General features: G+C 40.8%; 20 protein-coding genes. 4 read left to right on the forward strand and 16 right to left on the reverse strand.

Annotation, left to right across the window (positions count from 1 at the left end):
- Nucleotides 1-214: 214 nt before the first annotated feature.
- The 16 genes from LC454_RS09540 to LC454_RS09615 all read right to left on the reverse strand — a co-directional run bounded on the left by LC454_RS09540 (nt 215) and on the right by LC454_RS09615 (nt 19,379).
- Nucleotides 215-1,378 (reverse strand): 2-isopropylmalate synthase, encoded by a 1,164-nt coding sequence (locus tag LC454_RS09540; protein WP_223581820.1) that lies wholly within the window; start codon nt 1,376-1,378, stop codon nt 215-217.
- 66 nt (nt 1,379-1,444) lie between these two features.
- Nucleotides 1,445-2,518, reverse strand: a complete 1,074-nt coding sequence (leuB, locus tag LC454_RS09545; RefSeq protein WP_223581822.1) for a 3-isopropylmalate dehydrogenase — start codon at nt 2,516-2,518, stop codon at nt 1,445-1,447.
- 144 nt (nt 2,519-2,662) lie between these two features.
- The gene (locus tag LC454_RS09550) at nt 2,663-4,141 is read right to left on the reverse strand and encodes an ATP-binding cassette domain-containing protein (RefSeq protein WP_223581824.1); all 1,479 of its coding nucleotides are present in this window, start codon (nt 4,139-4,141) and stop codon (nt 2,663-2,665) included.
- Nucleotides 4,135-4,725: a 3-isopropylmalate dehydratase small subunit gene (leuD, locus tag LC454_RS09555; protein WP_223581826.1), complete on the reverse strand. Its 591-nt coding sequence runs from the start codon at nt 4,723-4,725 to the stop codon at nt 4,135-4,137. The genes LC454_RS09550 and leuD overlap by 7 nt, the downstream gene beginning before the upstream one ends.
- 54 nt (nt 4,726-4,779) lie before the next feature.
- The gene (gene leuC, locus LC454_RS09560; protein WP_223581837.1) at nt 4,780-6,177 is read right to left on the reverse strand and encodes a 3-isopropylmalate dehydratase large subunit; all 1,398 of its coding nucleotides are present in this window, start codon (nt 6,175-6,177) and stop codon (nt 4,780-4,782) included.
- Nucleotides 6,178-6,357: 180 nt separating this feature from the next.
- A complete protein-coding gene (ilvC, locus tag LC454_RS09565) occupies nt 6,358-7,839 on the reverse strand; it encodes a ketol-acid reductoisomerase (protein WP_223581838.1) in 1,482 nt (493 codons plus the stop codon).
- A gap of 44 nt (nt 7,840-7,883) precedes the next feature.
- Entirely contained in the window at nt 7,884-8,348 is a 465-nt protein-coding gene (locus LC454_RS09570) for a DinB family protein (RefSeq protein ID WP_223581839.1), read from the reverse strand.
- A gap of 4 nt (nt 8,349-8,352) precedes the next feature.
- Nucleotides 8,353-8,943, reverse strand: a complete 591-nt coding sequence (gene ilvN, locus LC454_RS09575) for an acetolactate synthase small subunit (RefSeq protein ID WP_077437042.1) — start codon at nt 8,941-8,943, stop codon at nt 8,353-8,355.
- Nucleotides 8,944-8,951: 8 nt separating this feature from the next.
- Complete coding sequence (gene ilvB / locus LC454_RS09580; protein WP_223581840.1) at nt 8,952-10,694, reverse strand: biosynthetic-type acetolactate synthase large subunit; 1,743 nt, start codon at nt 10,692-10,694, stop codon at nt 8,952-8,954.
- A gap of 101 nt (nt 10,695-10,795) precedes the next feature.
- A complete protein-coding gene (gene ilvD / locus LC454_RS09585; protein WP_223581841.1) occupies nt 10,796-12,496 on the reverse strand; it encodes a dihydroxy-acid dehydratase in 1,701 nt (566 codons plus the stop codon).
- Nucleotides 12,480-13,370, reverse strand: a complete 891-nt coding sequence (locus tag LC454_RS09590) for a branched-chain amino acid transaminase (RefSeq protein WP_223581842.1) — start codon at nt 13,368-13,370, stop codon at nt 12,480-12,482. The genes ilvD and LC454_RS09590 overlap by 17 nt, the downstream gene beginning before the upstream one ends.
- A gap of 396 nt (nt 13,371-13,766) precedes the next feature.
- Nucleotides 13,767-14,015, reverse strand: coding sequence for an ATP synthase F1 subunit epsilon (gene atpC, locus LC454_RS09595; protein ID WP_028071934.1), 249 nt, complete (start codon nt 14,013-14,015; stop codon nt 13,767-13,769).
- Nucleotides 14,016-14,124: 109 nt separating this feature from the next.
- Complete coding sequence (gene atpD, locus LC454_RS09600) at nt 14,125-15,627, reverse strand: F0F1 ATP synthase subunit beta (RefSeq protein ID WP_223581844.1); 1,503 nt, start codon at nt 15,625-15,627, stop codon at nt 14,125-14,127.
- 366 nt (nt 15,628-15,993) lie between these two features.
- Nucleotides 15,994-16,644, reverse strand: coding sequence for a hypothetical protein (locus tag LC454_RS09605; protein WP_223581846.1), 651 nt, complete (start codon nt 16,642-16,644; stop codon nt 15,994-15,996).
- A 189-nt stretch (nt 16,645-16,833) separates the two neighbouring features.
- On the reverse strand, nt 16,834-18,759 hold the full coding sequence (locus LC454_RS09610; RefSeq protein WP_223581848.1) for a DUF294 nucleotidyltransferase-like domain-containing protein: 1,926 nt from the start codon (nt 18,757-18,759) through the stop codon (nt 16,834-16,836).
- Nucleotides 18,756-19,379: a 3'-5' exonuclease gene (locus LC454_RS09615; RefSeq protein ID WP_223581849.1), complete on the reverse strand. Its 624-nt coding sequence runs from the start codon at nt 19,377-19,379 to the stop codon at nt 18,756-18,758. Before LC454_RS09615 ends, LC454_RS09610 begins: the two co-directional genes overlap by 4 nt.
- Nucleotides 19,380-19,530: 151 nt before the next feature.
- On the opposite strand from LC454_RS09615, the gene rhaT reads away from it, so the two are divergent.
- The 4 genes from rhaT (at nt 19,531) to LC454_RS09635 (ending at nt 25,472) form a co-directional block, all read left to right on the forward strand.
- Nucleotides 19,531-20,607: an L-rhamnose/proton symporter RhaT gene (gene rhaT / locus LC454_RS09620; protein WP_223581851.1), complete on the forward strand. Its 1,077-nt coding sequence runs from the start codon at nt 19,531-19,533 to the stop codon at nt 20,605-20,607.
- A gap of 15 nt (nt 20,608-20,622) precedes the next feature.
- Nucleotides 20,623-22,740: a bifunctional aldolase/short-chain dehydrogenase gene (locus tag LC454_RS09625; protein WP_223581853.1), complete on the forward strand. Its 2,118-nt coding sequence runs from the start codon at nt 20,623-20,625 to the stop codon at nt 22,738-22,740.
- Nucleotides 22,741-22,820: 80 nt separating this feature from the next.
- Nucleotides 22,821-24,095: a TIM barrel protein gene (locus LC454_RS09630; protein WP_223581855.1), complete on the forward strand. Its 1,275-nt coding sequence runs from the start codon at nt 22,821-22,823 to the stop codon at nt 24,093-24,095.
- A 12-nt stretch (nt 24,096-24,107) separates the two neighbouring features.
- The gene (locus LC454_RS09635) at nt 24,108-25,472 is read left to right on the forward strand and encodes an FGGY-family carbohydrate kinase (protein ID WP_223581857.1); all 1,365 of its coding nucleotides are present in this window, start codon (nt 24,108-24,110) and stop codon (nt 25,470-25,472) included.
- The last annotated feature ends 51 nt before the right edge of the window (nt 25,473-25,523 follow it).

Consider the following 25,523-nt stretch of genomic DNA (forward strand, 5'->3'; position numbering starts at 1 on the left):
ATGTCTAATGAAGGTAGTAAAGAAAACGGGGATATCCGCCGCTATGTTAGAGATTCTACCTATACTGTGTTTAAAAGTTGATTTAAATTTAGTTGATTTTTATGAAAAAGACCACGAGTGTATAGAACAAAAAAGTTTATACATATGATTGTGGAATCCTCTTAAAAAATATGTTCTTGATGAAAAAAGGCTGCATCAGCAGCCTTTCCTTTTTTTATATCTTTTCTTGGATGAGGCTTTTTAGGTCATCATCACAAATATTTTTCTTTTCGTCGGCCAAAACCAAAAAGCGTTGATAGCAATCCGCAAGATCATCTTTTTCAAGATGGAAACCCAAGCGCTCTAAATGGTGTTTAAGTGCATGTCTTCCTGAACGGGCAGTTAAGATGATATCTGCTTCGTCAAGGCCCACATCTTCGGGTCTGATAATTTCATAATTCTCGCGGTGTTTCAAGAAGCCATCTTGGTGGATACCTGAACTATGAGCAAAGGCATTCCGGCCAACAATCGCTTTATTGGGTTGCACAGGCATGTTCATCATTTCACTCACTTTACGTGATAGATAGGTAAACATACGGCTATCAATATTTGAAGTTAAGCTGCCGAAAGATTGGTTGTGTACTTTAAGGATCATCGCAACTTCTTCCAATGAGGTATTACCTGCACGTTCACCGATACCATTGATGGTACATTCTACCTGACGGGCACCGTTTTGTATCGCAGCAATGGAGTTGGCTGTAGCTAGCCCCAAATCATTGTGACAGTGTGCAGAGATGATTGCTTGATCAATATTACGTACATTCTCCTTTAGATACTTGATTTTAGCACCATATTGATCTGGTAAGCAATAGCCGTTGGTGTCTGGAATATTCACCACTGTCGCACCAGCAGCAATAACTGATTCAATCATTTTAGCTAAAAATTCCAGATCTGCACGGCCCGCATCCTCTGCATAAAACTCAACATCTTCCACATAGGATTTAGCATGTTTTACAGCCGCTACAGCACGCTCTAAAATTTCTTCACGTGTACTATTGAATTTATATTTGATATGCATATCTGAAGAACCAATGCCGGTATGGATACGTGGACGCTTGGCATATTTCAATGCTTCGGCAGCTACGTCAATATCGTTTTGATTAGCACGGGTTAATGCACATATAATAACATCATTCACCGCCTGGGATAACGCTACTACAGATTGAAAATCTCCGGGGCTGGAAACAGGAAAACCGGCTTCGATAATATCGACACCTAGTTTTTCTAAGTCCTTCGCGATCTCAATTTTCTCTGGAGTAGTTAATTGGCATCCTGGAACCTGCTCGCCATCACGTAATGTGGTGTCGAAGATGTAAAGATGATTAGGATCGTGTAACATAATTTCTTAATTCAAAAGATTTATAAAAAAACGTAAGAAGTAAAACTCCCTACCCATATCTTATTACTATTTAATAAACGCTAATACTTTTTCACCCATTTCTTGCGTACCTAGGACTTTAGATGCTTCGGTGTGGGCATTGGCGATATCTCCCGTTCTCCAACCTGCTTTTAGTGTTTCAGCAACAGCATTGGTAACTGCTTTTGCCTCTTCTTGAAGACCAAAGCTAATGTCAAGCATTAATGCCGCAGATAAAATTGAGGCAAGTGGATTCGCTTTATTTTGGCCTGCGATATCATGCGCCGAACCGTGGATAGGCTCAAAGAAACCTGTACCATCACCGACTGAAGCTGAGGCTAACATACCCATTGATCCTGCGATCTGAGATGCTTCATCTGTCAAGATATCACCAAAAAGATTCGCTGTTAATACGACATCAAATTTCTTTGGATTCTTAACCAATTGCATTGCTGCATTGTCGATAAACATGTGTTCTGTTTCAACATCAGGGTATTCTTTCGCAATTTCTTGAACAACTTCTCTCCACAAACGGGAAGTTTCCAATACATTGGCTTTATCAACTGAGCATAATCTCTTGTTACGGGTACGGGCAGCATCATAAGCTTTACGCGCGATACGCTCTACTTCATAACGGTGATAGTTCATTAAATCCGAAGCGAAGGTATTATCCTCATTACGGTTTTTCTCCCCGAAATAAACGTCACCCGTCAACTCGCGGAAGAAAAGAATATCTGTTCCTTGCAGGATCTCAGGCTTTAAACTCGATGCATCTAATAGTTCATCAAATAAAAGGATAGGACGAAGATTAGCATACAAACCTAATTCTTTACGGATCTTCAGTAAGCCTTGCTCAGGTCGTACTTTAGCCGATGGATCATTGTCGTATTTGATATGTCCGATTGCGCCGAAAAGGATTGCATCTGATGCTTTTGCTTTCGCTAGTGTTTCATCCGGAAGCGGATTACCCGTAACCTCAATCGCTGTGTGTCCCATGATCGCTTCATCAAAACTGAATTCATGACCATAATTTTCACCAATCTTTTCTAAAACTTTTTTACCCCATGTTGTTACTTCTTGGCCAATGCCATCTCCGGGGATGATTAATATATTTTTTTTCATTGTTTTATTAGTATTGCGTATAGAGCTATGAGTATGGAGATGCTATTTTTATAAAATTTGAATATCCATCTGCTCATGTCCATTGTTTAATATCTATTATCTATCGTCTAAATATCTATTGTTAATTATCGTTTTCCACAATTTCTATGTTGATAAAGCCTCTTTTTTGTGGATAACTCGTTCTACGGATTTAATTTCACCCTTTTCCAGTACCATCTTGTTATCTATACAGGTTGGTAATTGGCTTTGGAAATGACCGACATAAATAAGGGTTTGGCCATTCTTGCTCAGGTCATCGATCACATCATTGAAATATTGCGATTGTTCCTTGTCTAATCCCTGACATGGTTCATCTAATATAAGCAATTCGGGATGTTTTACAATGGTGCGGGCTAGCAAGGTTAATCGTTGTTGACCTAAGGGTAAAGATCCTAATGTTTTATGCTTCACTTCTTTGAGATCAAAAAAATGAAGTACCTGATCCAGCTTCTGTTGTTGCTCATACCCCAATTTCTGATAGAGGCTCATCGAGTCGAAGAACCCTGAAGCGATTGTTTGTCCTACATTGGCATTCATATCGTAATACCAATGTAATTCGGGAGAAATGATGCCAAGGTGTTCTTTAATTTCCCAGATACTTTCTCCGGATCCTCTTTTTTTACCAAAAAGGTGGATATCATTTGCATAGGCCTGCGGATGGTCCCCATTGATCAGACTTAATAAGGTCGATTTTCCAGAACCATTATGTCCTTGCAATAACCATTTTTCACCTGCCTTAACTTCCCAATCAATGTTTTTTAAGACTTGCTTCTCGCCATAGGAAATATGAATCTGTTTCATCTTTACCATGATGGGAGCGGAGACTTTAGGCGATTGTTGCAAGAAATAAGGTAATTCCTTTCGCTTTCGTGGTATTCCTTTTGAAATTTCGCCACCCTTTTGACGAATGACTATTTTCCCTTCCTGTATTTCAGCAAAACGATTTATGCAATCAGGCTGCTCGTCATCATTACTGATAAGCAGGAGTGTTACACCCTTTTCTGCTAGTTGATCAAAGACCTGATTCAGATCTTTTCTGGACTGCACATCCAACCCGGTATAAGGCTGATCGATAATCAATAGCTGGGGTTGAAGCCATAGCGCTTTGACCAACTGTAGCCTTTTATGTTCGCCACTGGAAAGTTCGATCAACTGTTGATCTTTGAAATTTTCAAATCCAAAGATGGAGAGGTAAGGTGCAACATCTTCAAAGGATAGCTGTTGTTCTTTTGCAAAATGTTTTAATTCCGCAAAAACCGTCAGTGTATCGTTTTTTGAAAATTTATTGTAGCGTTGTTGGTAATAGAAATTGCGATCACCCTCCAGATTGGTAAATTGAAACCAATTAGAAACGTAATGCACAAGAGCTGGCAAGGGACTATCCATATCCAAATGAAAGGATAGGGTACCCTCATATTTTAGTTGTCCCGCAATTGCTTTCGCAAGCGTTGTTTTTCCAGTGCCGCTCGGACCACCTAAGATCCATTGTTCACCAGGGAAAATTTGCCAATTTAAATCTTGCAGCACGGTGTCTTTACCATGCTGAATAGTTAAATTGGCAATATGGACGACTGGGTCTACCATTTTCTTGTTGTTTCGAATGATTCAATTAGATCTTTTTGATTAAGGATGAAATCGATATCATCGTATCCATTAATCAAGCATGATTTTTTGTATGGATTGATTTCAAATTCAAATTGATCGCCAGTCTCTGTTAACATAACTGTTTGTTTTTCGAGGTCAACGATAATTTCTGTGTTTGGATTTTGGTGTACCAGTTCGAAGATTTTCGCTAAGAACTCTTCCGAAACCTGTATCGGCAATACGCCATTATTAAGGGCGTTACCCTTAAAGATATCTGCAAAAAACGAACTGATGACAACATCAAACCCATAGTCTTGAATTGCCCATGCAGCGTGCTCACGGCTAGAGCCGCAACCAAAGTTTTTACCGGCAACCAGTATCTTCCCCGAGTAGGTTGGGCTATTCAATACGAAATCTGCTTTAGGCTGATTCTCACTATCAAAACGCCAGTCACGGAACAGGTTGTCTCCAAAGCCTTCTCGTGTGGTCGCTTTTAGAAAGCGTGCTGGAATAATTTGGTCAGTATCAATATTTTCAATAGGTAATGGAACTACCTGTGATGTTAAAGTTTCAAATTTTTTCATGTCAAAAATTAAAAAGTCAAAATTAAATCAATTCTCATGTCTCACTATTCAATACTAGATCAACTCTCTAACATCTGTTACTTTACCAGTTACTGCTGCCGCCGCTGCTGTCAGTGGTGATACCAACATGGTACGCGCATTAGGGCCTTGGCGTCCTTCGAAGTTTCTGTTTGAAGTCGAAACACAATATTTACCCGCAGGAATTTTGTCTTCGTTCATACCTAAACATGCCGAACATCCAGGCTCACGCAATTGGAATCCAGCCGCTTCAAATATTTTATCCAAGCCTTCTTCTTTGGCTTGTTTTTCTACCTGCTTGGAGCCTGGTACAATCCAAACTTCGACGTCCTGTGCTTTCTGTTTTCCCTTAACGAATGAAGCTACTTCACGTAAATCTTCGATACGGGAGTTGGTACAGCTTCCGATGAAAACATAATCAACACGGTTACCTAAGACTGTTGAATCATCCTTAAAGCCCATATAATCTAAGGCTTTTTGATACGATGGTCTTTCTGATTCAGGTTGTGCATTTGTTGCTGGGATATGTTCTGCAATACCCATACCCATGCCTGGATTTGTACCGTAGGTAATCATCGGGGCGATGTCTGCTGCATCAAAGGTCAATACTTTATCAAAGATGGCATCTTCATCTGAATACAATGTTTTCCAGTAGGCTAAGGCGCTGTCCCATTCTTCTCCTTTTGGTGCGAATTCACGACCTTCTACATAGTCAAATGTGATTTGATCCGGTGCAATAAGTCCACCGCGTGCACCCATTTCGATACTCATGTTACAGATGGTCATACGTGCTTCCATGCTCAAAGAGCGGATTGCTGAACCGGCATATTCGATAAAATAGCCTGTACCACCTGCAGCAGAAATCTTGGCAATAATATAGAGGATAATATCTTTTGCGCCAACCCCTTTTTGCAAGGTGCCATTAACTTCAATTTTCATTGTTTTGGGCTTGGACTGCAATAAACATTGCGTCGCAAACACCTGTTCAACCTGAGAAGTTCCAATACCAAAAGCAATAGCTCCAAAGGCACCATGTGTTGAGGTATGGCTATCCCCACAGACCATCGTTTTACCGGGTAGTGTGATACCTAACTCTGGACCAATTACATGGACAATCCCTTGATAAGGATGTCCCAAACCATATAATTCAATACCAAATTCAGCACAATTTTTGGTCAGCATATCGACTTGATAGCGCGATAACTCTTCTTTGATCGGTAAATGTTGGTTGAGGGTCGGTACGTTATGGTCGGCAGTAGCTACCGTTTGCTTTGGACGAAAGACTGGAATTCCTCTTTTGCGTAAGCCATCAAAAGCTTGAGGTGAAGTAACCTCATGAATCAAGTGAGTATCGATATATATAATATCCGGAAACCCTTCTTCACGCTTGACGACGTGAGCATCCCAAATCTTTTCTACTAATGTTTTTGACATTTTTTAATCTCTCTTATGTTATTTTTATTGAAATCAGGGTGATATTGTAAATGTCTCAATATCACCCTGATTTCAATATACTAAATTACGAAATATTCATGATTTTGGAGCATATCCATGGATCGAATTCACCTCAATATGCTATTCGGCTTTAAAAAAACAAATAATTCGTATAAATTTTTAAACAGTTTTGATTGCTTTCATTGCGGTCATTGCTTTACGCAATTTACGGCCAACGATTTCTACTGGATGATCACGTAAAATCTCGTTGATAACAACTAATTGCGCATTATCAACTGCTGCATCTTTGTTTTCGTTAAAGTTTTTACCTACTAAATCTGTATCAACAGTTTTCATGAAATCAGCCAATAAAGGTTTACAAGCTTGATCAAATAGGTAACAACCGTATTCTGCTGTATCAGAAATAACACGGTTCATTTCAAACAATTTCTTACGTGCGATCGTATTTGCGATTAATGGTGTTTCGTGCAATGATTCGTAATAAGCAGACTCTGGTTTGATACCAGCTTCAACCATTGTTTCAAATGCCAATTCTACCCCAGCACGAATGAAAGCGACCATCAAGGTATAATTGTCGAAGTATTCTTGTTCGTTGATTTTAACATCACCAGCAGGTGTTTTCTCGAATGCAGTTTCGCCTGTTTCAGCTCTCCATTTCAATAAGTTAGCATCTCCATTTGCCCAGTCTTCCATCATCGTCTTGCTAAAGTGACCTGACATGATATCGTCTTGGTGTTTTTGGAACAATGGACGCATGATATCTTTCAGTTCTTCAGATATTTCGAAAGCTTTCACTTTTGCAGGGTTACTCAAACGGTCCATCATACCGCTTACACCACCATGTTTCAAGGCTTCAGTAATCACCTCAACACCATATTGTACCAATTTGGAGGCGTATCCAGCTTCAATTCCTTTTTCGATCATTTTGTCGAAGGATAAAATAGAGCCTGTTTGCAACAAACCACAAAGAATAGTTTGCTCACCCATTAGATCTGATTTTACTTCCGCTACGAATGAAGATTTCAATACGCCTGCTTTGTGACCACCTGTTCCTACACAGTATGCTTTAGCTTCATCCCATCCTTTTCCTTGAGGATCATTCTCTGGGTGAACAGCGATCAAAGTAGGTACACCAAATCCACGAAGGTATTCAGCACGTACTTCAGATCCTGGACATTTTGGAGCAACCATGATTACTGTGATGTCTTTGCGGATTTGCATGCCTTCTTCAACAATGTTGAAACCGTGTGAATAAGATAGGGTTGCGCCTTCTTTCATTAACGGCATCACTGCAGTGATAACCGAAGTATGTTGTTTATCTGGAGTCAAGTTAATGACCAAATCTGCTGTTGGAATCAACTCTTCATAAGTCCCTACATTGAAGTTATTGTCCGTAGCGTTTTTCCAAGAATCTCTTTTTTGTTCAATAGCCTCTTTACGTAGCGCATAAGATACGTCCAATCCGCTATCTCTTAAGTTTAAACCTTGGTTCAAGCCTTGAGCACCACATCCTACGATTACGATTTTTTTACCTTTTAAAGCATTTACTCCATCCGTGAATTCAGTATTATCCATGAATTCAGCGTGACTTAATTGTTCTAACTGCTCTCTAAGCGGTAAGGTGTTGAAATAATTTGCCATTGTTTTACTTTCTTTCTGTTATTGGTTGTTGATTATTTATTTTTTTATTGTACTAATTTACGTTGTGCCAAAGCATAACCATAATGAACATTGTCATGTCCAGAGGTCAAAGCGATAACATCTTCAACTGTATTCATTGGATAACCATAGGTCGCTGTAGAAAAAGAAGTAATCTCTCCGAAAACACCATTTTCGTAGTCTTTGGCGATCTGTTCGATACTTTGCATAGCGATTGCCTTTAATTCATCAATTTCAGCCTGCTCCACAAAACGTGTGGGTTTGGTATCTTTTCTGTAATCTTCGTTGTATTTCACCCAAGAAGTGTCAGCTTTGACACCTGTACGAACATAGACTAAAGTCTGTGTACTCACGACGATATGTCCGAAATTCCAGATAATATTATTATTAAATCCAGTAGGGATTTTGTTGAGTTGCTCTATGGAAAGGCTATCCACCAATTCAATGAATTTTTGGCGTGCCTGTAAGATAAATTTAAATGTTTCTTGCATCTGATTACATAGTAAATACATCATCCCGTTTGTCGAGATATTCATTTTCAACGATTTCAATTGACGGTTCCTTTGCTTCAAACTGAACCAATTTGGAGTGGAAACCGGCGCTATCTTTAATGATAGCGATACGTGCACCCCGTACAAATTCGATCAAACCATACTTCGTTAATTCTTCCGTCAACTTATCGATTTCCTCGCGGTGACCTGCGGTTTCAAAAACGATATAATCGTTACGGATCACAACCACATTGGCACCATATTGACGTAGTAAACGTTCAACATATACCTTCTCATTGACAACGTCAGCAGGGACTTTATATAAAGCCTGTTCTTGCCAGATCACCTCATCATTGGTGTTGTAGTAGGCTTTAAGAATATCAATCTGTTTTTCCAACTGACGACAAAGCTTACGTAGAACTTCTTCAGCCTCTGTAATGACAATGGTAAATCGATGTATGCCTTCTACTTCGGAAGGGGAGGTATTCAAGCTTTCAATATTGATTTTTCTTCTTGAAAAAATCGTTGAGATCCTGCCGATAAGACCGATAGAATTCTCTGTATATAGGGTAATGGTATATTCTTGTTTTTCCATTTTAAACTTTACTTTAAGCGGATCTCTGATACGGATGTTCCTTGTGCAACCATCGGGAATACGTTGTTTTCCTTTCCTACCATAACTTCCAATAGATAAGCACCATCGTGTTCAAGCATGGTTTGAAGGGCATTGCGAAGATCCTTCCGTTCTGAAATTTTCTGTCCATCGATATAATATCCTTTGGCAACTGCAACAAAGTCAGGACTGGTGATATTCACGAATGAATAGCGCTTGTCATGAAACAGTTGTTGCCATTGACGTACCATACCTAAGAACTCGTTGTTCAAGATCATGATTTTCACCTTCGCGCCAAACTGCATGATAGTTCCCAATTCCTGAATGGTCATTTGGATACCACCGTCACCGATGATTGCTACGACAGTTTTCTCTGGCGCGCCATACCAGGCGCCGATCGCTGCCGGAAGACCAAAACCCATGGTTCCCAGTCCACCTGATGTTACATTTGATTTACTGTTGTTAAATTTAGCATAACGACAGGACACCATCTGATGCTGACCTACGTCTGTTGTGATAATGGCATCACCACCAGTCAATTCATTCAACACATTGATTACCTCACCCATGGTCATGATATCCGTTTGCGGATGAAGTTCATTTTGGATGACTTCTTTGATTTCTTCCTGTTCAAGCTGACGGAATTGTGCTAACCATGCAGAATGATCCACCGCATTTACCAATTCGGTAAGCATTGGGAGTGATTCTTTACAGTCACCCCATACTGGTACTGTAGTTTGTACGTTTTTGTCAATCTCAGCGGGGTCAATATCCAAATGGATCACTTTCGCCTGTTTAGCATATTTGTCCAATCGGCCTGTAACACGGTCATCGAAGCGCATTCCGATTGCGATTAAAACATCACACTCATTGGTCATGACATTTGGTGCATAATTGCCATGCATACCCAGCATACCAACATGAAGTTTGTGGTCCGTTGGAAGGGCGCTCAATCCCATGACAGTTGCTGCCGACGGAATGCCAGTTTTTTCGATAAAAGCTTTGAATTCCGCCTCGGCTTTACCTAAAATAATTCCCTGACCGAAAAGTATAAATGGTTTTTTTGCGTTGTTGATTAATTCAGCAGCTTGCTCCACATACTCTTTGCGGACATGTGGTGCAGGTCTATAACTGCGTACGTGATTACATTTTTCGTAACCGAAGTAATCGAACAATTGTATTTGCGCATTCTTGGTGATATCGATTAGTACCGGGCCTGGACGACCGGTGCTAGCAATATAAAATGCTTTTGCGAGTGCGGCTGGAATTTCAGTTGCGTCAGTGACTTGGTAGTTCCACTTGGTGACCGGTGCGGTAATATTCATGACATCCGTTTCCTGAAATGCATCTGTTCCCAATAGTGAAGCAAAGACTTGGCCTGTAATACAGACGATCGGGTTACTGTCAATCATGGCATCTGCCAATCCAGTAACTAGGTTTGTTGCTCCAGGACCACTCGTCGCGAAGACGACACCTGTACGACCTGAAGTTCTTGCATAACCTTGCGCCGCGTGGATTCCACCTTGTTCATGGCGCACTAAAATATGCTTCAGACGATCCGTATAATCATAAAGGGCATCATAAATGGGCATAATTGCACCACCTGGATAGCCGAATACGGTATCAACTCCTTCGCTCAATAAGGCCTCCATAACAGCTTTCGATCCCGAAATCTGTGTCGGAGTTTGCTGCTCTTTAGCGGCCTTATTTTCTGTTATTTCCAGTGTACTCATATTGATTAGTATTGAGATATTAGTATTGAGTATTGAGATTCTTCTTGTGCAAGCCAAACGCTTGACAGTCTTTCCATTTTTTAATTTAAACTATTTGTTTTCTACAGATCCGTTACACAGCCTTCTGATGCATCAGCAACGGTTTTAGCGTATTTATATAACACACCTTTGCTCACTTTTAGCGCAGGTTGTACCCAAGCCGCACGACGTTTTGCAATCTCCTCATCAGAAAGTTTCACATTGATTGTATTATTAACAGCGTCAATCTCGATGATATCGTCATCATGTACCAAGCCGATTAATCCACCTTTGTAGGATTCAGGTGTAATATGACCTACGACGAAGCCGTGCGTTCCGCCGGAGAAACGACCGTCTGTAATCAATGCAACAGATTTACCTAAACCAGCACCGATAATTAATGAAGTTGGTTTAAGCATCTCAGGCATACCTGGAGCTCCTATTGGGCCTTCGTTTTTAATAACGACCACATCTCCCTGTTTAATTCTACCCGAGGCAATACCAGTGACTAAGTCATGTTCACCGTCGAATACACGTGCAGGGCCAGTGAATTTTTCACCTTCTTTGCCCGATATTTTTGCTACCGAACCTTTCTCAGCTAGATTTCCGTAAAGAATCTGTAAATGTCCTGTTGCTTTGATTGGGTCGCTCAAAGGTTTGATAATAGGCTGATCATACGCCATAATGGATTTTACGTCAGCTAAATTTTCAGCAACAGTTTTGCCGGTTACAGTAATACAATCGCCATGTAATAAACCTTCATCCAAGAGATATCTCATTACGGCAGGAGTTCCGCCATATTGTTGAAGATCCTGCATCAAGTATTTACCGGAAGGTTTAAAGTCTGCCAGTACAGGTGTTTCATCACTCATACGTTGGAAATCATCCTGAGAAATGTCAACGCCTACAGCTTTGCCGATTGCAATAAAGTGAAGTACCGCATTTGTGCTTCCTCCTAAGATAACGATGGCACGTAATGCATTTTCGAATGCCTTGCGTGTCATGATATCCGAAGGTTTAATATCTTTTTCCAGTAAGGTACGGATGTATTTACCCGCATCCAAACATTCATTTTTCTTTGCTTCAGAGATTGCCGGATTAGAAGAAGAATAAGGTAAACTCATTCCCAATGCTTCAATTGCAGAAGCCATTGTATTTGCAGTATACATACCACCACAAGCACCAGCTCCAGGACAGGTATGTTTGATGATCCCCTCATAATCTTCGTCGGAAAGATTACCACATATACGTTGTCCCAAGGCTTCAAAAGCAGAGACGATATTTAATTCCTCCCCTTTATAATGTCCAGGTGCAATTGTACCACCATAGACCATTAAAGACGGGCGGTCCAAACGGGCCATTGCGATAATAGCACCCGGCATGTTTTTATCACATCCAGGGATAGAGATCAGACCATCGTAATATTGACCACCACAGATCGTTTCGATACTATCAGCGATTACATCACGACTGACCAATGAGTAACGCATACCATCTGTACCATTGCTCATACCGTCACTAACACCGATAGTGCCAAAGGTCAAACCCACTAAGTCATTGTTCCAAACACCTTTTTTGACGATTTGTGCCAAATCATTGAGGTGCATATTACACGTATTACCATCATATCCCATGCTGGCAATACCGACCTGCGCCTTGTCCATATCGGCATCTGTCAAACCGATACCATAAAGCATCGCTTTAGCAGCAGGTTGCGTTTCGTCTTGTGTAAATGTACGGCTGTATTTGTTCATTGCATTTTCGCCGTTAGATAATGACTTCATAATTTTCGTTCTCTAATACTAAATTTTTATATCTTCTTTGGATCGACGCACCTATACTGTGTTCCCACTCTTCTTGATAGATCACATCGTCGACTTGTTTGATTCCGATAATTTCTGCTGCAGTACCACATAGGAATGCGCTATCTGCAGTATAGATATCTTCTACCGTCAATTGTTTTTCAATGACTTCGAAATTCAACTTTTTACAGATGTTTTTAACAGTCTGCCTTGTAATGCCGGGAAAAATGTTTTTCGCTGGCGGTGTATAAATTTTGAAATCTTTCTCAATAAAAATATTCTCACTGGAAGCTTGAGCGACGAAACCTTCATGATCTAGCATAAGTGCCTCGTCGAAACCTCTGTTAATGGCTTCCGTTGTTGCCAGAATTGAGTTCACGTACTGCCCTGATATCTTCGAGTCAGTTTTAAAAGATTTTGGATTAGGTCTTTTGATATCAGAGATGCATACTCGAAGTAGGTTCTGACCAAGATAAGGTCCCCATTCCCAGGCGGCAATCATCAGATTGGCTTCAGTAGAGGAGGTCAGGTGCATATTGGAGCCTGTGAGCACCAAGGGGCGGATATAAGCCTCGCGTAAGTTGTTGACGGCCAAAAGTTCATAGCATTTGTCAATTAGATCACGGTTGTTCCATTGATAAGAAATTCCAACCGCTTCACAAGATTTCTTTAATCGGTCAAAATGCTTGTCCGCTTTAAAGATGCGCGGGCCATTGTGGGTATTGTACGCGCGTAGACCATCGAACACAGCATAGCCATAATGAAGCGATTGTGCAAAGGGATTCAATGCAGCCTCAGAAGCTTTTACAAAAGCCCCGTCTAAATAAATCAATGTGTTCTTGTCGTAATATTTCATAACCCAAAATTTACCTTATTTAAATAATTCCCTCTTTTGGTTTTTTGCTGGTAAATCATGCTATCTCGGGCCTCGGTAAAAACCTTCGATTTTCATTTCCTCAAGGTAGCAGGAATTACAATAATTGGCAATAGCTAAAGTGCTAATTTTCTATTTAGAATAAAATTTTAAATTTTTACGTTTTAAAAAATTTTAAACTATTATTATTCGGTTTATTCGGTTTTAAATTTTGTTAGTCGTATACCGTATTTAAAATTGGTCTACATGGTCAAAAAATTATTTTTTGTTACAAAGGGCAAATTTCTTCCTAAAATGAAGAAATTGTCAAAAAAACTTTAAAAAAAAAGCTTCCGATATTTCTATCGGAAGCTTTTCAATATTTTAAAATCAATTGATTTAATCTCCGATAATTCCTTCAGCAAGCACGGTAATGACATTGTCTTTTGCTTCCACGACGCCACCTTTAATGAACACTTCTTGTCCACCTTTACCTTGTTGAATAATTACTTTTCCATCTTCCAAAGTAGAAACAATTGCCGCGTGGTCTTTCAAAATTTGAAAAGAACCCGCAGAACCAGGGACAGTAACAGATGTTACTTCGCCTTCGTATACTAGTTTGTCGGGAGTGATAATTGTTAATTTCATTATTCTTAGATATAAGATTTGAGATATGAGATTTGAGAACTTTAGGTTTTCAAATAGATATGAGATAATCGAAAGTCTATTATCTCATACCTAGGGTCTAATATCTAAATTAAACTGCTTCTGCTAATAATTTCTTACCTTTTTCGATAGCATCATCAATGTTACCTACTAAGTTGAAGGCAGCCTCTGGATATTCATCGACTTCACCTTCAATAATCATATTGAAGCCTTTGATGGTATCTTTGATGTCTACCAATACACCTTTTAAGCCTGTAAATTGCTCTGCTACGTGGAAAGGTTGTGATAAGAAACGTTGTACACGACGAGCGCGGTGAACAGTTAATTTATCTTCTTCAGATAACTCGTCCATACCTAAGATGGCGATGATATCTTGTAGTTCTTTATAGCGTTGAAGAATTTCTTTTACACGTTGTGCAGTATCATAATGTTCAGCACCTAAAACAGCAGGAGAAAGGATACGAGATGTAGAATCCAAAGGATCCACAGCAGGGTAGATACCTAACTCAGCAATTTTACGAGACAATACTGTTGTTGCATCCAAGTGAGCAAATGTTGTCGCTGGAGCAGGGTCAGTTAAGTCATCGGCAGGTACATATACCGCTTGTACTGAAGTGATCGATCCGTTTTTAGTAGAAGTAATACGTTCTTGCATCAAACCCATCTCTGTAGCTAAGGTTGGTTGGTAACCTACTGCTGAAGGCATACGGCCTAATAGTGCGGATACTTCAGAACCTGCTTGTGTAAAACGGAAGATGTTATCGATAAAGAATAGGACGTCACGACCTTGACCTTCGCCATCACCATCACGGAAATATTCCGCAACAGTCAAACCTGACAAAGCAACACGTGCACGTGCACCTGGAGGCTCATTCATTTGACCGAATACGAAAGTACATTTAGATTCTTTCATTAATTCGTGGTCAACAGTGTCCAAAGGCCATTCACCTTTTTCCATGCCTTCCATAAAATGCTCACCATATTTGATGATACCTGATTCCAACATCTCACGCAATAAGTCATTACCTTCACGTGTACGTTCACCTACACCAGCAAATACAGAAAGACCACCGTGACCTTTAGCGATGTTGTTGATCAACTCTTGGATTAATACAGTTTTACCTACACCGGCACCACCGAATAAACCAATTTTACCACCTTTAGCATATGGCTCTAAAAGGTCAATAACTTTGATACCAGTAAAAAGTACTTCTGATTCAGTAGATAGATCTTCGAATTTAGGAGGGACGTTGTGGATAGGACGACCATTCTCTTTACTCAAATTTTGGATACCATCAATGGCATCACCTACTACATTGAATACACGACCTTTGATTTCTTCACCAACAGGCATTTTGATAGGAGCACCAGTATCAACAACTTCCATTCCACGAACCAAACCTTCAGTTGCGTCCATGGCAATTGTACGTACACGATCCTGACCTAAGTGTTGTTGAACTTCCAATACAACACGTTGTCCATTTTCTTTTTGAATGTACAATGCATCGTAAATTTTAGGTAGATTTTCACTGTCGGCGAAGTTGACGTCAACAACTGGGCCGATAATCTGCGCTATTTTACCAATCTTGGGCATATTATAGGGACTAAATATTTATTAATCAATTTTATATAAGAGACATAAAAGGCCTCTTTTTTGGTCAGCAAAAATAAGGTTATTCGTTTTTAAAAACAAATAGAATTTGCAATTAAATTACAATTTTATTAATGGAGGTCAAAATGTTATCTCTTGTAATTCTGTTAGTTTCGATTCTTGAAGCCACAAATATACTTTTTCCGACATATTGGTCATCTATTTTTTAACATCAGCCCTTCCTTTTTCGAATGGACATGCAATTAGATTCGCATGGTATCTAAATGTGATCGACCTGAAGCGAGGTTACGATTAAGCGTCGCTTCAGGTCGATAAGAACAGCCGAGTATAGTCTTTTAAAGACTGTGACTATATCTTTTTATTTAATTCATCTTGCAATTGACGTTTCAGCAATTGCTCTTTTTCCATCGCCTTTTTACGGAATGTCGCAAATTCTTCTTGCGATTGTTCTGCTGTTTTCTGAAACTCTACGGTGTCAACCTTGGCTTTCCGATAAGAGAATAGGAAAATAAAGGTAGCGACAGCTAAGACTCCAATGATGGTCCAGACCACTGTACTATATAAACCTTTGGATGTATTGATGCCCAAGAATGAAAAACTATCTGTTTTTTGCTGTTCCTGCGCAAGCTGATCTTTTAATATCTGAATAGAATCCTGTAAGTTTTTGGTATTGGAGGTATAGTTGCTGGATGAAGATTTGAGTGTATTGATTTCCTTGCGTAACTTGGCTACAGTATCAACAACGTTCTTTTTTACAATATCAAGGTTGGTTTTGCGGACCATCTTGAAATCATAATTGTTTTTTGATATATAATTTAAGTGATCAAACTGATTTGCCAAGCTCCCTTTTCTTAGTCCATCCGGGCTGTATTTGTAAGCGTCATTGGCCTGCTGAGTGGCAGTAACTGGCGCTGCTGCAGGAGTTTGAGCCTGTAATAAAGTGTACGATGAAATAAATAAAATCGTAAAGAATACAAATGCTAATCTCAATTTGCTCATGTTGTTTATCGTTATTATAATAAATTTAATCCGGATATTCCAGCTACAAAGCTAGCATATGCCTGTGATAAATATAAGGAATTATTGAAAAAACGAAAATTGAAAGTGAAATATATTTCAGTAAAACATTAAAGGACAATAGAACTAAAATAGATTCGATGTTCGACATGCCTCTTGTTTATCCTACTATTACCCGAAAATATTGTTTGTAAACTTCAACTTGATGCCCAATTGGAAATTGCCTATTGTTTTAAATATTTCCTTTAATGTAGCTTTCTCAATTTTTGTCAGGTTCTCCATCGCAATATAGTTGTCCGGATTCAACTTCGCAATCCGAATCTGATTCGTTTGGTTTTTCAGCCGAATGGACATCAGGTAATAATACGATTGATGGAGTTCATCATATTGTTCTTGAGTAAATATTCCAAGATTCAACAATGCCTTCAACCTACCGCCGGTATTCTCTTCATAAATTTGATTTTTCAGCGCATAGACACGCACGAGGTCGACGATGGGTGTCATTGCTTTCTTAATATTAAATACTTCTGTTGACCCAATAGTTTGTGTTTTTATTGTTTTGAAAAAAGTCAGGGGAGGTTCGTATTGCAGCGCATTTTTCGCGATGAACGCAAAAAATCGCTCATTGGGTTTTTGCAACTCGACTGTCAGAAAGTCTTTCAGTTGGTCGATGATGTGCTGATCACCATATAACCTCCGACAATCGAAAAAGGTGGAGAACTTAATCGCATTTTCCGGAATGCTTTCTTCAATCCACATCTTATAATTATTTTTCCAATGGGAAATGGAATGTGTCCACTCTGGATTGCTAGCCATATAGCCCCCGGTACAATAGCTGAAACCAATGGTATTTAGATGATCCGAAACCTCACGTGCAAATTTTAGAAAATAATCCCTTACATATTCCCGCTGTTCGTTGGCCTTGTCTTCATATATAATAGCGTTGTCCTGGTCAGTCATCAGTGTCTGCTCTTTGCGTCCTTCACTTCCTGTGACCATAAATACAAACTTGGCCGGTGGTTCGCCCATTGCTTTGATAACTTTCTCGATCACCTTTAAGGCGATGCTGTCTGCGACGGTGGTGATGACTTGATTGGCAATTTCAGCATTAACCCCTCTAGCCAATAACTGATGAATGATTTCGGGGACATTGTTCCATTTGTCACGTAGCTCTTCGCGTGTTTCAGCAAGTTTTACCGATTGGATAAAAACCAGTGGAGATTGTCCTTGTTCGCTCAGGAGCCGATTGCGACTTAGAAAGCCGACGTATTTACCTTCTTTTTCAACAAGCAGGTACCTGGACTTTGTATGGAACATTTTGAGTACAGCTTCATACAGGTAGGCCTGATTGGAAATGCTGACTATGGGGTTGTCCATAACCGAAACGATAGCTGCTGTGGCAGTTACCTGTTGTGCTATAACACGGTCTCTCAAGGTCATGTCGGTGACATAGCCAATGATATGCTCCTCATCTTTGATGAACGCACAGCTCACTTTATGCTGAGCCATGGTTCGTGCAACCTCATAAATAGGCGTATCGGATGTACAAGCAACAATATCCTTATATACAATATGTTCGATTTTACGGGAATAGAGCTGATCCGCTGCAAAATAGCTTTCCTCAAAGGTGGCTGGTGATTTGACAAAATGGGCGAACTCTTCATCTAACATCCGTTTTCCGAAGGAATTGGTAAAGAACTGAAAGAATTCTTCATTGGCATTGCAGAGTTCAATAAAATTCTTTCGTGGCAACCGATAGATGACCGTTCCTTTTTTTGCAAGAACAGATTTTAGTGCTTTTGTTCGATTCAATAATACGGAGATTCCACCAAAGCAATAGGGATTATGATGGATTTCAATCAGCCTTTTGTTGTCCGAACTATCCAAGAAAAAAGTTTCATATTCACCTTTCTGTATTAAATCGACACCCTCCATGTCGGTAATATTCTGTCGATAGACCAAAGTGTCTTTTGTGAAACGGTAGGGATACATCAGTTCAATCAGACTGATCTGAACAGTTTCGGGCAGTACTTGAAAGGGGTGGGTTGACTTTAGCACGGCTAGGATGTCTTCCGCATTTTTCATAGTAGATATCATGATAAGATGTTATTGAATTCTCTTTGCTGTTTGCAGACATCCCCTTCACTGAGCTCTGTCCGCCGAACCATCTCAAAATAGCATTTTGCTGTAATCGCAGCATCTTTTTCGGCATTGTGTAATGCTGTAGGGGCTTCGGAGAACAGAGCTTCGTGTAGCAAGGCCAATGGAAGGTGTACCATGTTGGGGTTGCGTACATATCTTTTGCTGTGCAACAAGGTGCAAAAATAATTCAGCCCATAAAACGGAATAGGTAAGTTCACCCGATGATATTCCGCGCAGAGCACCTGGAGGTCGAAAGAAAGAAAATGACCAATCAGCTGAGGCTGGTATTTTTTGATATCATGAGCGAGCTTGCGGAGTACATCCTTCTTCTTTTCACCATGTTTCATCAAAAAGGACGGTGTAAGACCATGAATCTGTTCAGAAGCCGGACTGATCGGAATCAATGGCTCATAGATATATTTATTGCTACGTTTGACCTCTTGCTGTTCTTCATCAAAAATAATCCAGGCCAATTGGAGTACATGCGGCCAGTTTTCACTATCCGTATATTTTCGATCCCATTTTTTTGGCAAGCCAGAGGTTTCGGTATCTAGGAATAAAAGATATTTTTTCAAAAATTTCAGTGTATTAATTCTAGCTAAACTTAGTTAAAATCCTTTTTATATGCAATGACAAGAAAGGTATTCTCAAAAGCCCATAACAGTTCATAACAGTTGAGCCGATGGAAAGGTATATTTTAGTTTTCGTAATACCTAAACGATTATTATGAATGCTGTTTTTGGAGTTTTATTTCATTTTATAGGCGGTTTTGCCTCAGGAAGCTTTTATGTACCCTATAAGAAGGTTAAAGGTTGGTCCTGGGAAACCATGTGGATTCTTGGTGGTCTTTTTTCTTGGATTATTATTCCTCCTGTAGCGGCGATGCTGACCATACCCAATTTTATGGACATTATAAAGGGAAGCAGCAACAGCATTCTTGGCTATACATTTCTTTTTGGTCTCCTCTGGGGGATAGGTGGGTTGACCTATGGACTGGGCGTACGCTATCTGGGTGTCTCGTTGGGAAGCAGCATTATTTTGGGGTTAAGTATGGTTTTCGGCTCATTGATGCCAAGCATTTATTATTTCATTTATCCAACAACGGGTAAGCACGGAATAGACTACTTTTTCACCAGTAACGCTGGGTTATGTATTCTTCTGGGGCTCGCTTTATGTGTGCTGGGTGTCTATCTCTGTGGAAAGGCAGGGGTATCGAAAGAAAGACATCTTGCCTCCTTTTCGAAAGCAGGGAGCTCCGATTACAATTTCGGCTTGGGTATTACCGTGGCGATTATATCGGGCATTCTGAGCGCCTGTTTTAATTTTGGCATTGAGGCGGGCAAGCCGATGGCTGACGTTGCCAATGTGCTATGGAAAGCTAACCATCCGGAACAAGGAGAATTTTTATATCAAAATAACGTAACCTACATCGTCATTCTTTGGGGAGGTTTTACAACCAACTTTCTCTGGTGCCTTTACCTCTTACTTAAAAATAAAACCTTTTCGGAGTATACAAAAAAGGAAGTTCCGAAAATGCAGAATCTCCTGCTCTGCGCCCTGGCCGGTACAACTTGGTATCTACAGTTCTTTTTCTATGGCATGGGTGAAAGCCGCCTTGGAAATGGCGCAAGCTCGTGGATTTTACATATGGCCTTTATCATTCTTATTTCAAATGCCTGGGGCATTTTATTGAAGGAGTGGAAGGGGGTCGACCAGGCTACCCACCGATCTATTATCGCTGGTATAATCACCATCATCCTGTCCATCTGTGTCGTGGGCTTTGCAAAAACATTGGAAAATTAGTGTAAAAATATAAATATGGAAGAAGTGAAAACATACAAATACGTAAACAATTTATGGGATGAACAAAAAGCAAAATCGCTTGGCGAGGATGAGATCGCATTGCTGTTGTATCGCTCCAATATTTTGGGAGCAGATCTTCGCATTACCAACTATGGTGGTGGAAATACTTCCTGTAAAGTCAATATGTTGGATCCACTGTCAGGTGAAGATGTCGAGGTGATGTGGATAAAAGGTTCCGGTGGTGATATTGGAACCCTGAAAAAATCGGGACTTGCCGCTTTGTATCTGGAGCGCCTGCATAATCTTGAAAGAGTATATAAAGGTATACAGCAGGAAGATGAAATGGTAGAGCTGTTCAATCATTGTATTTTCGACCTTGCCTCCAAGGCGCCTTCAATAGATACGCCTCTACATGCTTTTTTGCCGTTCAAACATATTGACCATTTGCATCCGGATGCTGCGATTGCAATTGCCGCAGCTAAAGATGGGAAGAAAATTACCCAGCAGTTATTTGAAGGGACCATCGGCTGGGTCGATTGGCAACGGCCCGGTTTCGATCTAGGGCTGCAATTACGTGCCTGTCTCGAAGAAAACCCAGGGATACGGGGTATCATGCTCGGATCGCACGGTTTATTTACCTGGGGTGATACAGCCTATGCCTGTTATATGAATTCGTTGGATGTGATCGAACGTTGCGCCGCTTATCTCGAACAAAATTATGGAAAGAAAGGTCCCGTTTTTGGTGGTCAAAAGAACGACAGTCTGGATCAGGCCGAACGAGAGTCTCAAGCTGTGAAATTGATGCCAGTATTGCGTGGGTTCTGTTCTAGTGAACGTCATATGATCGGTCATTTTACAGATGATGCACGCGTATTGGAGTTTATCAATTCAAATGACTTAGAACGATTGGCACCTTTGGGGACAAGCTGTCCGGACCATTTCTTACGAACGAAAATTCAACCACTGGTGTTAAATCTGGATAGATCCGAGAATCTGGACGATAGCGCAGCGCTCACTGCGAAACTTGAACCCTTGTTTACCGCTTATCGCGCCATGTACACGGCCTATTATGAGCAGTGTAAACACGTCGATAGTCCTGCTATCAGAGATCAAAATCCCGTGATTGTGCTGTACCCCGGTGTTGGTTTGTTTTCGTTTGCGAAAGACAAGCAGACGGCCAGGGTAGCTGCCGAATTCTATATGAATGCCATAAACGTGATGAAAGGAGCCGAGGCTATAAGCGCGTACACCGCCTTGCCAAGGCAGGAAGCATTTGACATCGAGTACTGGCTATTGGAAGAAGCAAAACTACAACGCATGCCTAAACCCAAGGCGCTTTCGGGTAAAATTGCCTTCGTGACCGGTAGTGGTGGCGGGATAGGTAAAGCCATTGCGCGAAAAATGGTACAAGAAGGGGCAGTCATTGTCCTGACCGATGTCAATACGGAGCGTCTTGCGGGCTGTGAGCAGGAGTTTGTCGGCGAGTTTGGAAGAGATTCAGTTGTTTCGGTAGCGATGGACGTGAAGGATGAACAACAGATTTTGAAAGCACTACAGCGTACATTGCTGGCTTTCGGCGGAATTGATATTATCGTCAATAACGCCGGACTGTCCATTTCAAAATCTATAGAAGAGCATAGTCAGGCAGATTGGGATCTCCTATTCGATGTATTGGTCAAGGGGCAATTTTTGGTGACACAGGCCACGGTTCCGATTTTGAAACAACAGGGGGTTGGTGGTGATATTATTAATATTGTCAGTAAAAATGCACTGGTCAGTGGACCAAACAATGTCGGCTATGGGAGTGCTAAAGGAGCACAATTGCACCTGAGTAGGCTCTGTGCAGCGGAGTTAGGACCTTTTAAGATTCGTGTGAATGTTGTGAATCCAGATGCGGTCATCTCGGATAGTAATATCTGGGCCGGGGGCTGGGCAGAAGGTCGAGCGAAGGCTTATGGTATCCGGGTAGAAGAGCTGCCAGCTTATTATGCCAAGCGGACATTGTTGAATGAAGTTATTTTACCGGAGGATATCGCAAATGCTTGCTTCTCTTTTGTAGGCGGTCTACTATCAAAATCCACGGGGAATGTTCTCAATGTGGATGGTGGTGTTGCCATGGCATTTGTCCGCTAATTTAGCTATCTTCGGTATTGAGTTTCTGTACTAAAGGAAACTCAATACCCTATTTTAAATAAACCGAAAACGCAATTATTATGATTTTAGACCCATGTGCTATTGAAGTACATAATGACCAGCTCCGGGAGAAACATCGGCGTGCCTTTGACTTTGTTTCTCATGAAATTCCTCACATCGATGACATCTTAGAAAAACTGCAAAAATTTCAGATCGCGATTCCCAGTTGGGCACTGGGTACCGGAGGTACGCGTTTTGGACGTTTCTCTGGCGCTGGCGAGCCCGCCACTTTAGAACAAAAAATTGAAGACGTGGGCTTGATCCACGCATTGAATAGATCGAGTGATGCAATTTCTTTGCACATCCCCTGGGATATCCCCAAGGATGCAAACAGATTAAAACAATTCGCGAGTGGTTTAGGTATTCACTTTGATGCGATGAATTCAAACACATTTCAAGATCAACAGGGGCAACAACACAGCTATAAGTTTGGATCATTGCATCATGTTGATCCGGCTGTTCGCCAGCAGGCTATTGACCATAATATTGAAGTGATACGTTATGGTGAGGAGCTTGGATCCAAATGTTTATCGGTATGGCTAGCTGATGGTTCATCATTTCCCGGACAGTTGAATTTTCGTCAGGCATTTCAACATACACTTTCCAGTCTGCAGGAAATCTATCGTCATCTGCCAGCGGACTGGAAGTTATTTGTTGAATACAAGGCTTTCGAACCTTACTTTTATTCGACAACCATTGGCGACTGGGGACAATCCCTCTTGTTGACAAATAAGCTCGGACCCAAAGCATTCACCCTGGTTGATCTGGGACATCATCTTCCCAATGCAAATATTGAACAGATTGTCTCCCTCTTGTTGATGGAAGGTAAATTGGGCGGCTTTCATTTCAATGATAGCAAGTATGGCGATGATGACCTCACTGCGGGATGTATGAAACCTTACCAGCTGTTTTTGATTTTCAGTGAACTGATTGATGGTATGGATGAAAAAGGGATGGCCCATGATTCGGGGTTGGGATGGATGATTGATGCTTCTCATAACCTGAAGGATCCTTTGGTGGATCTATTACAATCTGTGGAAGCCATTAAAATTGCCTATGCACAGGCCTTATTGATTGATCGGAAGTACCTCCGGGAGGCTCAAAGCCAAAATGATGTTGTTGCCGCCCAAGAGATTTTACAACAAGCTTTTCGTACAGATGTGAGGCCGCTGCTAGCCGAAGCCCGCTTGCGCACTGGTGCTGCACTCGATCCGATAAGTTTATTTAGAACGTTGGGTATACGGGAAAAACTGGTAGAAGAAAGAGGACGTAATAGTGTAGCGACAGGCCTTTAAATGACAACCGACATGGAAAATAAACCTATACCTGTCGTTGCCGTATTTGATGTTGGAAAAACAAATAAAAAACTGCTCTTATTTGATCAAAATTATCAAGTAGTCTGGGAGCGTTCTGCTCGATTTATGGAAACTGTAGACGAAGATGGAGATCCCTGCGAAAATTTGGAGAGCCTGCGTCTATCTATATTTGATGCCCTACATGAGGTGCTGCGTAAGCATGAATTTGATATCCGTGCAATTAATTTTGCGTCGTATGGCGCCAGCCTGGTGTATGTTGATGTCGATGGGAAACCTTTAACTCCCCTGTATAATTACCTTAAGGAATTTCCATTTGCTATTCAACAACAACTCTACAATACCTATGGCGGAGAGGCCGTTTTTGCCTTAGAGACTGCATCCCCGCCATTAGGAAGTCTTAATTCCGGTTTACAGCTTTTGCGCCTTAAGCGCGAACGACCTGATTTGTTTCGGCATATTGCCCATGCGATGCACCTGCCCCAGTATTTAAGCTTCTTGGTTTCGGGCCAACTTTGTGCGGACTTGACCAGTATAGGTTGTCATACTGCACTTTGGGACTTCAATAAAAATAGCTACCACCAATGGGTGGAGGATGAAGGACTGGTCCATGTTTTCCCGAAGATATTTCCTGGCGATACGGCATTTGAAAGTACGTTCTTAGGGAAATCTTATCTGGTAGGTGTGGGCCTTCATGACAGCTCGGCGGCATTGATCCCTTATCTTCTGTTCTTCCAGGAACCCTTTGTCTTAATTTCTACCGGGACTTGGTGTATTTCTCTGAATCCCTTCAATGAAACCAGATTGACGATGAGCGAACTTCAACAGGACTGCTTATTCTATTTGTCGTATTTGGGTAAACCGGTAAAGGCATCGCGCTTATTTGCCGGATATGAACATGAAATACAATCAAAACGTATTGCGGATTTCTATCAGGTGACAATAGCCAAATTCAGATTAATGGAAATTGACTGGGGCATTATTGCCTGTTTGGAAGCTGAAGATCATCTCACAGAATTAAAGTCTTTTGAAAAAATAGACTTACAGCGTTATGACAATTACGAAATAGCCTATCACAGCCTGTTATTTCATTTGGTGAAAGCACAAGTTGCAGCGACCAGATTAGTATTGCAGGACACAGCTGTATCCCGGATATTCGTTGATGGTGGATTTAGTAAAAACCCCATATATATGAGCCTAATGGCCCGCGAGTTTCTGGATATTGAGGTGTTTGCGGCAACGATGCCCCAGGCGACAGCCTTGGGTGCCGCACTACTTATGCATCAACATTGGAATACATCTACCATACCAGCCAATTTATTGGAATTGAAATTATTTACGTCGCACAATATTTCGTAAATCATTTTAGAACAGGATAGTACGGTATGGCTATTCAGTTTGTTTTCTATT

The organism is Sphingobacterium sp. GVS05A, assembly GCF_019969845.1.
GTDB lineage: Bacteria > Bacteroidota > Bacteroidia > Sphingobacteriales > Sphingobacteriaceae > Sphingobacterium.

Coding starts and splice junctions, on each gene's coding strand:
- LC454_RS09540 (WP_223581820.1), bottom strand. CDS start 1,378: ATGTTACACGATCCTAATCATCTTTACATCTTCGACACCACATTACGT.
- leuB (WP_223581822.1), bottom strand. CDS start 2,518: ATGAAAAAAAATATATTAATCATCCCCGGAGATGGCATTGGCCAAGAA.
- LC454_RS09550 (WP_223581824.1), bottom strand. CDS start 4,141: ATGGTAGACCCAGTCGTCCATATTGCCAATTTAACTATTCAGCATGGT.
- leuD (WP_223581826.1), bottom strand. CDS start 4,725: ATGAAAAAATTTGAAACTTTAACATCACAGGTAGTTCCATTACCTATT.
- leuC (WP_223581837.1), bottom strand. CDS start 6,177: ATGTCAAAAACATTAGTAGAAAAGATTTGGGATGCTCACGTCGTCAAG.
- ilvC (WP_223581838.1), bottom strand. CDS start 7,839: ATGGCAAATTATTTCAACACCTTACCGCTTAGAGAGCAGTTAGAACAA.
- LC454_RS09570 (WP_223581839.1), bottom strand. CDS start 8,348: ATGCAAGAAACATTTAAATTTATCTTACAGGCACGCCAAAAATTCATT.
- ilvN (WP_077437042.1), bottom strand. CDS start 8,943: ATGGAAAAACAAGAATATACCATTACCCTATATACAGAGAATTCTATC.
- ilvB (WP_223581840.1), bottom strand. CDS start 10,694: ATGAGTACACTGGAAATAACAGAAAATAAGGCCGCTAAAGAGCAGCAA.
- ilvD (WP_223581841.1), bottom strand. CDS start 12,496: ATGAAGTCATTATCTAACGGCGAAAATGCAATGAACAAATACAGCCGT.
- LC454_RS09590 (WP_223581842.1), bottom strand. CDS start 13,370: ATGAAATATTACGACAAGAACACATTGATTTATTTAGACGGGGCTTTT.
- atpC (WP_028071934.1), bottom strand. CDS start 14,015: ATGAAATTAACAATTATCACTCCCGACAAACTAGTATACGAAGGCGAA.
- atpD (WP_223581844.1), bottom strand. CDS start 15,627: ATGCCCAAGATTGGTAAAATAGCGCAGATTATCGGCCCAGTTGTTGAC.
- LC454_RS09605 (WP_223581846.1), bottom strand. CDS start 16,644: ATGAGCAAATTGAGATTAGCATTTGTATTCTTTACGATTTTATTTATT.
- LC454_RS09610 (WP_223581848.1), bottom strand. CDS start 18,759: ATGATATCTACTATGAAAAATGCGGAAGACATCCTAGCCGTGCTAAAG.
- rhaT (WP_223581851.1), top strand. CDS start 19,531: ATGAATGCTGTTTTTGGAGTTTTATTTCATTTTATAGGCGGTTTTGCC.
- LC454_RS09625 (WP_223581853.1), top strand. CDS start 20,623: ATGGAAGAAGTGAAAACATACAAATACGTAAACAATTTATGGGATGAA.
- LC454_RS09630 (WP_223581855.1), top strand. CDS start 22,821: ATGATTTTAGACCCATGTGCTATTGAAGTACATAATGACCAGCTCCGG.
- LC454_RS09635 (WP_223581857.1), top strand. CDS start 24,108: ATGGAAAATAAACCTATACCTGTCGTTGCCGTATTTGATGTTGGAAAA.